Source organism: Posidoniimonas corsicana (genome assembly GCF_007859765.1).
In the GTDB taxonomy this organism is placed as follows: Bacteria; Planctomycetota; Planctomycetia; order Pirellulales; family Lacipirellulaceae; genus Posidoniimonas; species Posidoniimonas corsicana.
Window position 1 is genome coordinate 250,527 of record NZ_SIHJ01000001.1, and the last position, 13,880, is coordinate 264,406.

Genomic DNA, 13,880 nt, shown 5'->3' on the forward strand with positions numbered 1-13,880 from the left:
GGTTGCGTGGGTGCGGACTCTCGGCGGAAGCTCCCGAGTTTTTTGTAGAAACCGGCCGCGCTGGGTCCTCTAATTGAGGATCTATCGACACACCGAGTTCGCCGCCGGCAGGCGGTCAGGTATCACGCTGCGCGCGTGGGGAACGCCGGCCTGTAGGCCAGGGTGTCCGATTCGCGCGGACAGAAACGGACAAAACCCCGCGGCCCCGTTTCGAGGCAATCGGTGTAACTGTTTACTTGTAAAACGTTTGCGAAGAATCCATGGGAGAAGTGTGTCCCGAGTTTTGTCCCCTTCACGCGTGTTTTTGGACAAAACGTTTCGGACCGAACTCGGGACGCGGCCAGGCGTATTTGAGCCCAAGGCCGGGGGCCCATCTACTCAGCCGTGACCACCGCTGCCGAGTACGCGGGCAGCTCGAACGTCAGCTGCTTGCCGGCCAACTCCACCGGGCCCAGCTCGATGTCGACGGCGTTGGGGTCGTCGAGCGTGTTGCGTGCCCTCAGGTCGCCCGGGGCGACGTACTGCATGGAGGCGGCCTTGGGAGTGAAGCCGCCGTCGAGTTCAACGGTCACGGTCGCCGTGGTGTCCTGCGGGTTCACCGCCTTGAGGATGACAGACTTGCCGTCCTCGCTGCGGGTCGCGACGATGTTGCACCCCGACTGGTCCCCTTCGAGCGAGAGGAATTGCAGGGCGTAGTTGTCCCACCACAGCTTCATCACGACGTAATTGGGCGCCGGGAACCAGCCGGTGTGGTCGAAGTTGATAAACGCGTTGTCCCACCCGCCGGCCGACGTGTGCCGCAGGAACAGGGCAGGGCCGCCGAGCGTAAACTTGGCGCCCTGACGCTCGTACGCGTTGAGCAGTCCGCCCGCGTAGAGTCCCGTCCGCCAGTCGGTCGACTGCGCGTTCCACTCGGAGTTGTAGATCTCCATATCGGGGTTGTCGGAGTCGGCGATGTAGTCGGCCAGGTCCACCAGCAGCTGCTCGTACCGGGGCACGCCGCTCGCAAAGTTGTCGGGGTTCTCGTAGTTGTGGATGCTGATGTAGTCGAACAGCGGAGCGCAGGCGTCGATCAGGGTCCGGTTCCAACGCATGTCGAAGCGGTTGCCGCCGCAGGCGATGATCTTGATCGGCGTGCCCAGCTCTTTGGCCTTCGCCCTCAACGCCGGAGCGAATTCTTTCACCTTCTCGATGTAGGCGTCGACGCCGGCGCCCCAGGTTTCGTTGTCCAGCTCCCAGTACTCGACGTTGTAGGGTTCGGGGTGGCCGTGCTTGGCACGCAGCGCGCCCATCGGCGTGGTGGCGTCGCCGTTGCAGTACTCCAGCCAATCGAGCGCGTAGGGAAGGTAGTCGTCCTTCGAGGCGAGCTGGAACTGCGCCGGCGCGCCGCAGCCGGAGTCGAGCACGCCCGTGTTGATCACCAGCATCGGCTCGGCGCCGACCTTGTCGCACAGCGCCATGTACTCGTCGGTCCCCAGCGAGTTGATGTCCTGGTCCTCCCACATGTAAGCCGAGTAGATCCGCCGCTGGCTCTGCGGCCCGACGCCGTCCTTCCAGAGGTAGACCGACGCGAAGCAGCCGCCCGGCCAGCGGATGATCGGCGGGCGCAGGCCCTGCACCGCCTTGAGCAGGTCGGGGCGGAAGCCGTCGTGGTCGATGGCGTCCTGGCCCATCATCGTGAAGTGGTCGAGCTTGACGGTTCCCTCGCCGAGCGCCGTCAGGCGCACGGAGCCGTTCTCAGCAGCGTCCGACGCGACGATCTCAAACGGGTACTCCGCCCAGCCGGCGGTGGGCGGTCCAAGTACCGATTGGCCGAGCACGCGGTCGCCATCGAGCAGCTCGACCTTGACGCCTGCGGGAAGGTCGCCCTTCATGGCGAGCGATCCCTTGTACGCTTGCGGCACGAATCGGAAGTTGTCCTGCCGCAGCCCGGTGGCTTCGCCGCCGGCGGTGACCTGGGCGCTGTACTCGTTGTTGAACGCGTCTTTGACACGCTCGATCTGTCCCGGGCCGAAGGGCTCCCAGAAGTCGATGGCCACCGAAGTCGACGGCACGTCGGGCGTCGACTCAAGCAGCGTCCGGCTGCCATCGAGGCTGGTGACCCGCAGGTTGCGGAAGCGGGCCTGCGTGCCCCACGTGCCGAGCCCGATCATGCCCTTGAGGTGGGGCCGCCGCTCGTCGCGTGCGTCCACCACCTGATCGCCATCGAGCCAGCACTGGATGCGGCCGCCGTCGACGCGGATGCGGATGTCGTACCAGCGGCCCGACTCGATCCGTCCCTCGGATCCGCCGCCCAGCTGCCGGCGGTTGCTGTCGGATTCCTTCTCGATGGCGTGCCGCGTGTTGCCCCAACCACCGAGGTTGAGCCAGTAGAAGTTGTCCTCGTCGGCGGCGCGGAACAGCAGGAGGAAGCCCTCGGCGCCTTCTTCCTTGCGGGCCTGGAGCTTGACCTCGTAGTCGTCCCACGACGGGTCGCCAAACACGAATCTCACGTCGGTCGCGCTGGCGGACTGGACGATCTCACCGTTCTCGACCGACCAGTCGCCCCCGCCGCTGTTGCTCAGCTCGAAGCTGCGGTTCCAGATCAGCTCGCCCCACAGGCCGCCGTTGGCCGAGTGGTAGATATGCTCGTAGAAGTGCCCGTAGACGTTGGGGTTGACCTCGTGCAGCGTCTTTCCGGTATCGACAGTGAGTTGAACCTGACGGCCCTCCGTTTGCGCCGAGAGGGGCGCCACGGAAAGCACGAGGTGCAGTGCGGCGACAGCCAGTGCCGTCACGCGGCAGGTTGAAGCAGTTTGCATATGAGGCCTGTGTCAATCGAGGAGATCGTGTGATGAAGAGTATGGACCGCGCCGGCAGGAGACCTCTCACCGCAAGCGCAGAGGTCGCTTCGCCGACCGACCCTGGCGAGGGTGGCATGCTAAGGACGACCCCGCTGGGCCCCATTGGAACGCGCGGGGCGTCGGGATTCTACTCGAATCTGGGTATTTGAGAGCGCATGCCGCAGCTCAGCCACGCGGCAATGGGCCACAGGAGTGAGGTCGCCGTCCGGTGAGTTGCCTAGCGGTTGCTGGGCCGTAGCGTGAGGACCGTCGGCTCGGCCGCGAGCGGCGCCACCCAGGCGGCGCGTTCCTGGTCGTAGCTGCCCGCGGGCGCGTACTCGCCGACACCGTCCAGATCGGCGGGACGTTCGATGCGGAGTAGCGCCTTAGCGGTGGCCTGATCGGCCGGAGCGAGCGTGAGCGTCACGTCGCCGCTGTCCGAGTGGTACTGGACCGACTCAAACCGGCCGGCGTCTAGCGTGAGGTACAGGCCAAGCGGGGCGAGGTACACGCGTTGGCGGAACGTGTCGTAGGGCGTCAGCGTAACGCCGTCGGTTGTGTCGACGCTGCCGCCGAAGCCGAGCCAGCCGAGCTCAGGGTGCTTGACGAGGTAGCTGCCGACGGTGGTCGCGTGGCCGAAGAAGTTGGGTCCGTTGTCCCCGGAGTAGTCGTCCCACTCCAGGCGGGCGGGGTTGGAGTGGAATGCGCACGCGGCGAAGCCCTCCTGGTCGATGGCCGACAGGGCGCCGCTGCTGCCGCCGTATCCGACCCGCAGGAGGTAGAAGTCGTCCGGACTGCGTCGGTAGGCGTCGAGCACGGGGATGCTGTTGAGGCCCGACCCGTAGTGGTGGATCTGGCGTTCGATGCCCTGGCCAGGCGCGCCGCCGTAGATGAAGTCCCAGTACCGACGCGCGTTGCCGTTGTAGCCCCAGTGCGGCACGGTCGGCATGTAGGCGAGCACCGCGTTGAGGGTCACCTCCGCCTTCTCGTCGAAGCCGAAGTGTCGGCACCAGGTGTAGACTTCCTCCTGCCCGGTAGAGTCCCACGCCATCTCCGATCCGTACGGGTACTTCAGCGAGTTCCAGTGCTCGGCGCGGTTGCGCATCAGGGCCTCGAGTTCGTCGGCCTGCTCGTCCCAGCCCTCGAATCGGAGGTCGTCCAGCACAAGCTTAAACACGCTGCCCTCCATCAGGCCCATGTTGCGCCAGCCAACGCCCACATCGAACCCGCCGCCCAGGAACTTGGCAGTGTTGAACGCCTTGTCGAGGTACCAGCTCCAGTCGTGCTGGGCGTTCTCAACCAGCCCGGGGTGGTTGCGTAGCAGTCGGTACAGCGTCCAGTGCGCCGCGGTCACGTGCGGGTAGTTGTAGGCCCGACCGGTGTCGTCGGCGTGCTTCTTGTCCCAGCTCGTCCACGACCCCCAGTCGCCCTCGATGTAGTCAAAGTCGGGCAGCAGTTTTGGCTCGTAGAAGAACATGCTCTTCTTCACGCCGTACTTCCGGGGTCCCTGGTCGAATTGGAGGCCCCCCCAGATGGTCTCATCGACGAAGCGGGCCAGCTTGGAGCATTCTTCGCGATTGGGCAGGCCCAGTTGCTTGGCGGTCCCTGCGACCCACGAGCCGCTGCCCGCCTCGTCGCTCAGGCCGGCGAACCAGACTCGCGTCGCTTGTGTTACCTGACGGTCGTGGCCGCGGTCGTAGGTGATGACCGACGGGGAACGATTGAACGGGTCGCTCTGGTCGTCAAACCACTGCTTGTCAAAGAGAAAATCGCCGAGATCTCCGAACGCCTCGGCGAACGGCTTGGTTACGTAGTAGTGGATGGTCTGTTTGGCGCCGTCGCGGTAGGTGACGGTAAGCCGACTGCGACCCCACTGCTCGCCGCGCACCGAGACAGGCTCCCAGCCGTTCTCGCTAGTTTCGCTCTGCTTGATGGTTAGTGCGCCTTCGGGTTCGCAGGTAAGCGAATCGATAGCGCGCCCAGCGGGATCGATGAACAGTTGAATGTCCTGCCCCTGCGGCACGATATACCCGGGCACCCCCAGGGCCACAGGCCGCCCCGAATCGCGCAGCGTCTGGTCGACAGCACGCAGGTCGTCGGCCAGTGCGAATCGCAGGGCGTGGGTCACCTTCTTTCCCGGCGCCAGTGTCACCGAGGTAGGCTCGTTCCAGGGGATCGCGCCGCGCCACTCGGTCTGGGCCCACGCCTCGCTGTAGACGACCCACGAGCTGATCCCTTCAAACGTCTGGCCGAGCCACGAGCGATCGGCAACCGGCCGGAAAGCCTCGAGCGGCGTCGGGTGCTCAGCGGACGGCATGACAACGAGCACTTTACCGGTCCCCGTGAGGCGCGTGACTTGCAGGTAGCCGGCGTCCTGCCCGATGTAGGGGTCTACGAATGAGCAGACCGCGTGGGCTTCGTCCAGCGAACGCGGCCGCTTTGTCGTGAAGTCAAAGATCATGTTGTTGAACACGGCGGGGAACTCCAGCCCACCAACCGTGACGGGCGACTCGCCATCGTTGATCAGTTCAACTTCCATGGTCAGCACGCCATCGTCGCCCACACGCCAAGCCCGGACGACCCGCAGCGGGAAACCATCGCCGAACGTGGGGGTCAGGTCAGCGGCGGCCAACACCCCATCGCGGTCGACGGCCTCAACCGGGCGACGATTGGCGCTGCTGTCGAACGCCTGCCACTCGCCCTCATCGCCGACCCGCGTGAGCAGGGTCATGTCGCCGAGGTGGTGGAATCCGTTCTCACCCCGCACACTCATCTGGTCCGCGGGCGTAAAGTCAAAAGGTTTGCCTTCCCATCCCGACTCGGCGCCTTTCGGGCTCAACGCGACGACGTTGTGCGAGCGTGGGTCGAGGCTCAGATGGAAGCCGGGCGTCTCAAACTTCAACGCGGGCGCGACGGCCGCGGGCGCCTCTTCGGCATCGACGGCAATCGCAGCTGTGATGAATCCAATCGAGGTGAGCACCAGGAACGCCACCGTGGCGGAGGGTCGGCTGAAGTGACTCAAGGGAATGTCTCCGGCTTGAGGAGGGTTGCCTGCAATGTGCGACCGGGTCCGTGCGGCAGAGTCGCTCCCCGCCTAGCGCACCACGCTTGCGACGATGGTCGTAATCTATTGGAGTTTATCCACGCCACCCGTCGAAATCAATGGATTGTGCACAAAGGCAAGATGGTCCGCTTCATCGAAATGCGTCCAAAGAGCGAGTTGGGTACTTACTTCGCCGAGGCAGAACCTTGTGCGGCGGACTAGCTTGGTGAAGAGCGTGACGAACTCGTCACAATCCCATGAGTCCGAACCGCGATTTGAGCCGTCGAACCGATGGAAGCAGCGACGGCCCCCGAGGCAGCGATCGGACGATCCGCTGGAATCCGTTGCAGAAACGCAACTTAGAGAGAGATCAAAGTAGCGGAGGAGGGACTCGAACCCCCGACACGCGGATTATGATTCCGCTGCTCTAACCGACTGAGCTACTCCGCCGAATTGGAAACCGAGATTTTAGCAGAAACCGGAATCCGTGGTAGGCCTGTTGCCCCCGGGGGATTAGGCGGGCGTCTCTGGGCAGGACACGGGCCGAGGGGCCGCAGGTTCGCGGTCTGGGTGGCGCCTGGGTAGCAGCGGCGTGAGGGCGAGCACGGCTAGCCGGAGGCCCAGCCCGAGAGCGAGCGCGGGCACGTAGGCAGCTCTGTCAGAGGAGGCGCCGCTGAACAGCGGCTGCAGCAGCAGGCCGCCTAGCAGGATGGTGACTCCGCTGACCAGATCGTTGGCGGCGTAGTACAGCGCTAACGCAGGGGCGTTGTTGGTTTGCGGCGCTACGTCCAGCTTCATCGCGTCGAGACCGACGTTGAGGCCCGCGTAGGCGATCCATGCGGCGTACGCCCCAGCGATCCACCCAGCGGCCGGCCGCCGGCGCCGTCAGTGACTGGCCCGCACGCATCCCGACGGTGAGCGTCAGCATCGTCGGGTACGCGAGGCCGAGCACCCGATACGGGTAGACGCCCCGGGCAGCCGCGGCGATGCCGTTCGCGACCGACAACAGCATCGACCAGGCGAGCAGCCTTAGCAGGGGGGAGGTGAGCAGCTCGTTCAGGGCACGACGGTGCGATCGCCCCGTGGCGAGCGAAGGCGGAGATCGGAGATTGGGCATGGCCGCCAGCGGCGCGACGGCCGACGCCATGAACAGGGCGCCGACGCACGTCGACGCGGCTAGCGGGACCCAGCGCGCGGTCGCGTTGTCGCCCCAGGTGGAGGTGATCAGGAATCCAGACAGGGCTCCGGCTATCTGGCCGCGCGTCAGCCACTTCTCGCGGACGCCTATCATCCTGCCCCGCACTCGCGGTGGATAGAGGTCACCGAGCCACGACCACAAGGCGGTGGTGCCGAAATACTCCAGCACTTGGTAGCCGGTCCAAAGCACGAGCAGCGTGGCGAGACCGGGCGTTGTCGTAGCGGATTCGGTCGGCGCAGAAGCGACCGGCAGCGCGGCCAGCAAACCCGCGCTGCCCGCGTAGCAAAAGACACAGACGCGTTTGCGCGACCCAAGCCAGCCGATGGCGGCGGGGACCAGCAGACGGAGCAGCCCGGCGAACCGTGGGGCCGCGAGCACCCAGCTCACGCCAAACCCCTGGGCTCCGTGCTCCATCGCGAGGTACGTGACCAGCAGCGTGGGAGTGAGCCCAGCGCCTGTGGCCCACAGCGCCGCATTGACGTTTGCAAGTCGGACGGCCCGACGCAGGGGAAGGGAGGAGCGGGCGAATGCCATACCCGCCTAGAGTAGTTACAGCTCAAGGGGCCTTCAAACGCGGCTCTGCCGGCCAACCAGCGCGTTGTACGCGACCGCCATGCGACGCGTCGCGGCGCCGGTGATCATGAACCCCGCCAGTCCGAGCACAATCAACCCCATCAATAGCAGCCGCACGCCGATCGGTTCGGTGACCACCTTCTCTCCGTCGAGGAAGGCGATAACCGCGGGGGGCGCCAGCACCACCAGTCCGGCGAACAGCGGAATCGCGAAGCTCAGCACGTTGATCAGCGACAACCGGAACGGCGTGTTGGCCAGTTCGCGGCGGGCGACCTCGTGGAAGTTGGTCGGGTCGACCCACATCCGGGGGTAGAGCACGTGCAACGCGAGTATCTGCAGCCCACAGAACGAGTACGCCACCGCGATCAGCCCCGACAGGGTGAACGACATCAGGAACGCCGCGTAGACCTGCCCGCTGACCGGGGCTTCGAGTAGCCGGTCGAGCAGCCACGGAAAGAGGATCCCGCCCGGCAGCCAGCCCGCGGCAGCGATCCCGAGCATCCAGTAGGGCAGGGCGACCGCGCGGCGGCGGGCACGAGCGACCTCCTCCTCGCTGACCCGCTGGGCGGCCTTCAGCCGCTTCCAGGCGAGGAACACGGGGGCGACCGCCGCCACGCCGACGCCGATCAGAGTTGGGTACACCAACGCGTTGTAGATCGGCACCAGTCTGGTCAGAAAGAACGCCCGCTGCTCCGGCGTAAGCAGCTCGGGGTTGCTGACGATCTCGGCAAAGTTGTAGGAAATGTTGACCACGCTGCCGATGGTCTGCGGTCCGATCGCCAGCAGAACCAGCCACAGGAACGGCGCCCGCCGCGCCGCGTGGGTGTACCACTTCGGCTTGGGCAGCTCTCGCTCAGCGGATCGCATCTCCCGGCACCCGTCCAGGGCGCCGGCGAATTTGGCGCCGCTGGTCCAGCGGTCCGGCTTCTCACCCTCGAGACCCTTGGCGATCACGCGCAGCAGAGTCTTGCGTGCAGAGGGCGGCACGTCGGTTATCGGCGGCGGCGAGTTACGGCGTGAGTCGGCCAGCGACTTGATAAATTGTGTGCGTTGGTCGGTGCGTTTCGGGTCGTCGAAGGGGCGCCTGCCCGTCAGCAGCTCGTGGATCACGATCGCCAGCGAGTAGACGTCCGATTGCTCGTCGACCTCGTCGGGCGAGACGCCGCTGAGCGGGTTGAACGCGTCGAGGTGCTCGGGCGCCATGAACGCGAGGGTGCCGCCGAAGGTCGAATCGGCCGACGCCCCTTCCTCGAACGACCGGAACGAGATGTTGAAGTCGGCCAGCATCGGCCGGCCGTACTGGTTGACCAGGATGTTGGCCGGCTTGATATCGCGGTGCAGCACGCCCTGGCGGTGGGCGTAGTCGACCGCCTCGGCCAGCCGCCCGCCGACCCAGGCGGACGCCTGCACGCTGTCGTAGCCGTGCAGCAGCTGCCGGTCGCGCAGGGCGGTGGTGTCGAGCACGTCGCTCACCTGTGCGCGGGACTCGACGACGGCCAGGTAGTCGGCCCCATTCCAGCCCTGGCGGTCGGCGCCCTCGCGGCGGTGGAGGTTGTAGATCACGCCCTCGAGCGAGGCGCCCGGCACCAGTTGCATGCACAGCAGCCGGAGCCGGCCCGACTCGTCAACCGCTTCGGAGAACACCTGCACGATGTAGTCGTGCTCGAGCCGGGCCATGGTGCGGCCCTCGCTCCCCTCGTTGGCCGCCACCTTGAGCGCGACCTGGCGGTCGAGCGAGACCTGTCGGGCCAGGTACACCACGCCAAACGCCCCCTTGCCGAGCACGCGCTCGACGACGAAATCGTCGAGCTGCTCGCCCGGCTCCAGCACGCTGACGCGGCGTTCGCCGGTCGGCTTGCCAACGGGGGGGCGGAAGCTGGGGGCGGGCAGTGTGTCGTCGCCGGCGAGCTGCACGTCCGAGGCGTGCGAGTCGAGCGTGGGCCGTTGGCTGGAGCTGATGTCCGGCAGGTCTTGATGCAGGGTGGGCTGGTGCGACTCGTCGTCGGCTCGCGGCGGCTGGGATTGAGAGGGCTTGTCTGCCATGAACGGGGTCGGGTTGGCTACGACGGTTCCTCGGCTTCCGCCGAGGCCTTCTTCTCGAAGGCCGGCCGGCAGTACTCCAGCAGATTGAGGTCGATCAGCTCCTCCTCCAGCCGCTGCATGCTCGCGTCGTCCAGCGAGTGCGCCACCTCTTCCAGCAGCAGGTCGGCGAACGCCTCGCGCGAGCGGTGCAGCAGCACCCGCGCTGCGCCCGCCTTCATCGGCTTGCCGAGCCGGTCGCTGAGCAGCTCGGCCAGCTCGGGCGAGCGGGCCTCGGGGTGCTCGACACGCAGGCGGAGCGCAGTGTGGTACGGCTTGCCGGTGGTCTGCTCGAGCGTCTCCAGGCTCTCCCAGGTCCGCGAGAGCAGGTCGTCTCGCCACGACTCGTTGAAGAGCTCACCCATGGACTCTTCATCGGCCGCTACCGGCTCGGGTGCATCGTCGCCCATCTGGGCTTCACGGGCGCCGCGCTTCTTCTTGCGCTGGTAGTCGACGATCAGGTGGTAGACGGTGGTCTTCAGAAAGCTGCGGAACCGCCCCTTCTCGGGGTTCGCCTTCTGGAAGTCGCCACGGACGAACCGGAGGGCGAACTCCTGGAAGACGTCGTCGGCCGCTTCCTCGTTGCGGAGGGCGGCCAGCGCGTAACGGCGGACCGCGCCGCCGTAGCGTTCCAGCAGTTCCCGCTGGGCCTCGCCCACCTCGGTCTGGCCATCGCCGTGCGCGCGGCGCACCATCGACCAGAGGGTTGGGATGCGACTGAGGCGATCGTCCCACGATTCCATAGTGACCGGTCCCGTGCGTGAAGAAGGGCGCCCTGCTGGACGGGCATTCTAACACGCATCCGCCCGCTGCGCACCCGGCGGCCGGCCTGGATTCTCGAGGGCGCCACAGCGGCGCCACGCCTACGGGCCGGGCGTGTGCTCAACCCGGTGGCTGGCGGGGTTGATGGTGTAGGACCCTCCCTGCGGCGGGTCCGGCGGGCCATCGGGCAGGAGCTGTGGCGCCAGGTCGTCCAGGCTGGTCGGCCAGGCGTCGTGCTCGATGTGGTGCAGCTCCACAAGGTGGTTGAGGTGGGCAATGTGGTGATCGCGAGTCTTGCCCTTGGCCGAGTCGGCCGAGACGGATACCCTCGGCACCACGATTGACGCGATGATGCCGATGATCACCACGGCCACCATGAGCTCAAGAAACGAGAAGCCGCCGCGTCCAGGCGGTCCGTGCTTTTTCATCGGGGATCCGGGTAATCTGCCCTGCTGCGTTTGCCGGCGCCGGCGAATAGGATAATAGTGGAGTATAGGTTGCCCACAAGCGACGCCCGGGCGCTGGCCCGGTTGGGGTGGCTGTGTCGATTGTTACGACAGGTTTGGCATGCAGAAGCTTGCGACAGACGACTCCGTGTCCCACCCGAAGCGGCGACTGCTTGGTGCTGCCGCCGCACTGTTGGTGTTGTCTTCCGGCGTGCTGGCGGGCCCGCTTGTCGAGGTGACCTACGAGCGTGCTTCCGGCGAGCAGACCGCCCGTGGCGAGGTCTTCGCCGAGGATCAGCAGGGGGGCGTGTGCCTGCTGCAGGACGACGGCGCACTGCTGCTCCTGCAGTCCGACGAGGTCGTCAGCCGCACGGACCTCGACGAGCCGTTCACTCCCGCCGGCGCGGACGAGATTGAGCAGCGGCTCCGCGACGAGCTGGGGCCCGGTTTCGACTGCTACTCGACGCCTCACTACGTGGTGGCGTACAGCACCTCGCGCGAGTACGCGCGGTGGCTCAGCTCTCTGCTGGAACGCCTGCACAAGGCGTTCGTCAGCTACTGGGAGAAGCAGGGGCTGGAGCTAACGGAGCCACGCTTCCCGCTGGTGGTGGTAGTCTACGCGGACGCGGCGTCCTACCAGAAGGCCTCGGCGGACGAGCTGGGCGGCGCCGGCGGGATCATCGGCTACTACAGCCTGACGACCAATCGGGTGTCGATGTACGACCTGACCGGTGTGGAGAAGCGGCGCGCCGCGGCAGGCGGACGGACCTCCATGCGGGACATCAACCGCATGGTCGCGCGTCCCGCGGTCGCCCCATTGGTCGCTACCATCGTCCACGAGGCGACCCATCAGGTAGCCTTCAACACGGGCGTGATGCAGCGGTTTGCCGACCTGTCGCTGTGGCTGGTGGAGGGCATGGCCATCTACTTCGAGGCGCCCGACCTCTCCTCGGGGCGCGGCTGGCGCGGGATCGGCAAGGTCAACTACCCGCGGCTGCAGTCCTTCCACCGGAACGCGAGCGGCTGGAATCCCGAGAAGATGCGGCGGCTGGTCACCGACGACCGGCGGATGCGGGACGCCGGCACGGCCGCCGCCGCCTACGCCGAGGCCTGGGCCCTCAACTATTTTCTTATCAAGCAGCGGCCCGACGAGTACCGATCGTACCTGAAACAGGCCGCGGAGCTGAAGCCGTTCGACGAGCTGCCTGAGGGCGTCCGGATACGCACGTTCGAGCAGCACTTTGGCCCCGTCGACGACCTGAGCCGCGACTTTTACCGCGGGATGCTGCGGGTCGATTAATCGGGCCTCGATTAATCCCCACAGCCCCTTGGCGCCGCGGCCCTCCTGGCACTACAATGCCCGGCTTGCCGCTGAACCAGCGAAACGCTCCCTTAGCTCAATCGGCAGAGCAACTGACTCTTAATCAGTAGGTTCTAGGTTCGAGTCCTAGAGGGAGCACTCTCTTAACTGCCATGTCGCAAAGACGTTAAGCGCTCTTTGGCAACTCTCTCAGGGGCGTGACGTTTGGTCCGTCCCACCCAGAATCTCACCCTCTTGGTTCTGCGCCGCTTTCCCGTGCAGCCGGCTCGCCAGGTCGTCCGCGTCGATCTCCACGTAGAAGTCCATCGTCGTTTGGATGGAAGCGTGGCGCATCAACTGCTGCAGGTCCGCCGGCATCACCCGCTTGGCCCACCTGGTGCCGAACGACCGCCGCAGGTCGTGTGAGGTCGCCGTCTTCCCCTTGCGGTTGACAATGATCCCCGCCCGCCTGCCCGCCTCCGACATCTGGTGAACGACCGTGTCGCGGTGCAGCCGAACGCCTGCGACCAGCCCCTTGCGCTCGGCGGACGGAACCTTCTGGAGGATCTCGGCGAATTCGGGAGCGATCGGGAGCAGCCGGTCCTTCGCGCCCTTCTCCCCCTCGGAGAGGATTCGAAACATCGGGAACCGGCCCTTGAGGCAGACCGAGAAGTCCGCCTCCCAGTCCCAACTGAGCGAGACCGCCTCCGCCACCCGCAGCCCACCCCAGTACATGGAGTTGGCCAGGGTGATCCACTGCTCGGCGTCGGCGGGCCGGACCTTGCGGAGCGCCAGCACGAAGCGGTCGAACTCCTCGGCGTTGACCGGTCGGCTCCGCATCTTCGACCTGCGTCCCGCCGCTCGCTTCGACTTGCGGAACCGCGGGGCTTCCTTCAGCAGGCCCATGTCCACCGCCCAGTTCAACGCCGACCTCAGTGTTGTTAGGTAGCTGGCGATCGAACTCTCCGACAGCTCCCGGCGGCGGAACTCGCCAACCAGGTGCGAGAGCGCTGTCGCGTCGACATCGGTCAGCACGATCGGCTGGATGATCGTCTCGACGTGGTTCGCCACGGTGCGCCACGAGTCGCCATAGTCCTTGCTGTGCATCGACAGGTGCCGCTCGCGGTAGGCGCGATCGAAGAGCGACCACTCCACCTCGCTGTCGTGGGTCAGGTCGTTGCTGAGTTCTACCTCGAGTTCCGCCGCCTCCCTGTCCGCGCGCGACTTGAAGCTCTTGCGGGCGGGCACGCTCGAGGTTTTCTCGCGCACCCGACCGGTTGGCTCGGTCCAGCGCAGGACATACTTCGTCCGGCCACTCAGCAGCAGCGCCTTCACGCGGTAATGGTGGGATCGTCCCACGACTGTTTCTCCTCTAGGTCGATGTAACGGTTCCATGCCCAGCCAGGGATCAACCACTTGCCGGACACGACCTCTTTGGCGTAGACAAGTTTCGGCTCGAGCAGTTTCTCCCGGATCACCCGCTCGCTGATGTTCACCTCCCGGGCGAGGGCGAACAGGGTGTACGTGACGTCGGGGTAGACCCTGCCGGAGAACCCCTGACGCAGGTTCTGGGCGGGCTTGCTCTCTCGTGCTGGCATGACGGCTGCTGTCCTTGACACCCGCCCTGGCCGTTCGCAGAATGCGCGTACCGGCTATG

At 66.1% G+C, this 13,880-nt stretch carries 9 protein-coding genes and 2 tRNA genes; 2 read left to right on the top strand and 9 right to left on the bottom strand.

The window, feature by feature from the left end; translation table 11 throughout:
* Nucleotides 1-374 precede the first annotated feature (374 nt).
* From KOR34_RS00930 to KOR34_RS00960, 7 genes are all read right to left on the bottom strand, one after another.
* On the bottom strand, nucleotides 375-2,777 hold the full coding sequence (locus KOR34_RS00930) for a family 16 glycoside hydrolase (protein WP_197531026.1): 2,403 nt from the start codon (nucleotides 2,775-2,777) through the stop codon (nucleotides 375-377).
* Nucleotides 2,778-3,060: 283 nt separating this feature from the next.
* Nucleotides 3,061-5,844 carry a DUF5695 domain-containing protein gene (locus tag KOR34_RS00935; RefSeq protein WP_146561362.1) on the bottom strand — a complete coding sequence of 928 codons (2,784 nt, stop codon included), beginning with the start codon at nucleotides 5,842-5,844 and terminating at the stop codon, nucleotides 3,061-3,063.
* A gap of 397 nt (nucleotides 5,845-6,241) precedes the next feature.
* Nucleotides 6,242-6,315: transfer RNA gene (locus KOR34_RS00940), tRNA-Met, on the bottom strand.
* A gap of 208 nt (nucleotides 6,316-6,523) precedes the next feature.
* The gene (locus KOR34_RS00945) at nucleotides 6,524-7,597 is read right to left on the bottom strand and encodes an MFS transporter (RefSeq protein ID WP_146561364.1); all 1,074 of its coding nucleotides are present in this window, start codon (nucleotides 7,595-7,597) and stop codon (nucleotides 6,524-6,526) included.
* Between the two features lie 33 nt (nucleotides 7,598-7,630).
* Nucleotides 7,631-9,679, bottom strand: coding sequence for a serine/threonine-protein kinase (locus KOR34_RS00950; protein ID WP_146561366.1), 2,049 nt, complete (start codon nucleotides 9,677-9,679; stop codon nucleotides 7,631-7,633).
* 17 nt (nucleotides 9,680-9,696) lie between these two features.
* Nucleotides 9,697-10,458, bottom strand: coding sequence for an RNA polymerase sigma factor (locus tag KOR34_RS00955; RefSeq protein WP_146561368.1), 762 nt, complete (start codon nucleotides 10,456-10,458; stop codon nucleotides 9,697-9,699).
* A 120-nt stretch (nucleotides 10,459-10,578) separates the two neighbouring features.
* Nucleotides 10,579-10,905, bottom strand: a complete 327-nt coding sequence (locus tag KOR34_RS00960; RefSeq protein WP_146561370.1) for a competence type IV pilus major pilin ComGC — start codon at nucleotides 10,903-10,905, stop codon at nucleotides 10,579-10,581.
* Nucleotides 10,906-11,044: 139 nt separating this feature from the next.
* On the opposite strand from KOR34_RS00960, the gene KOR34_RS00965 reads away from it, so the two are divergent.
* Both KOR34_RS00965 and KOR34_RS00970 read left to right on the top strand, forming a co-directional pair.
* The gene (locus KOR34_RS00965) at nucleotides 11,045-12,223 is read left to right on the top strand and encodes a DUF1570 domain-containing protein (RefSeq protein ID WP_146561372.1); all 1,179 of its coding nucleotides are present in this window, start codon (nucleotides 11,045-11,047) and stop codon (nucleotides 12,221-12,223) included.
* Between the two features lie 86 nt (nucleotides 12,224-12,309).
* Nucleotides 12,310-12,382: transfer RNA gene (locus KOR34_RS00970), tRNA-Lys, on the top strand.
* Nucleotides 12,383-12,433: 51 nt separating this feature from the next.
* Here the strand turns inward: KOR34_RS00970 and KOR34_RS00975 are convergent.
* On the bottom strand, nucleotides 12,434-13,582 hold the full coding sequence (locus KOR34_RS00975) for a tyrosine-type recombinase/integrase (protein ID WP_197531027.1): 1,149 nt from the start codon (nucleotides 13,580-13,582) through the stop codon (nucleotides 12,434-12,436).
* The gene (locus KOR34_RS00980; protein WP_146561376.1) at nucleotides 13,555-13,821 is read right to left on the bottom strand and encodes a hypothetical protein; all 267 of its coding nucleotides are present in this window, start codon (nucleotides 13,819-13,821) and stop codon (nucleotides 13,555-13,557) included. The genes KOR34_RS00975 and KOR34_RS00980 overlap by 28 nt, the downstream gene beginning before the upstream one ends.
* Nucleotides 13,822-13,880 lie beyond the last annotated feature (59 nt).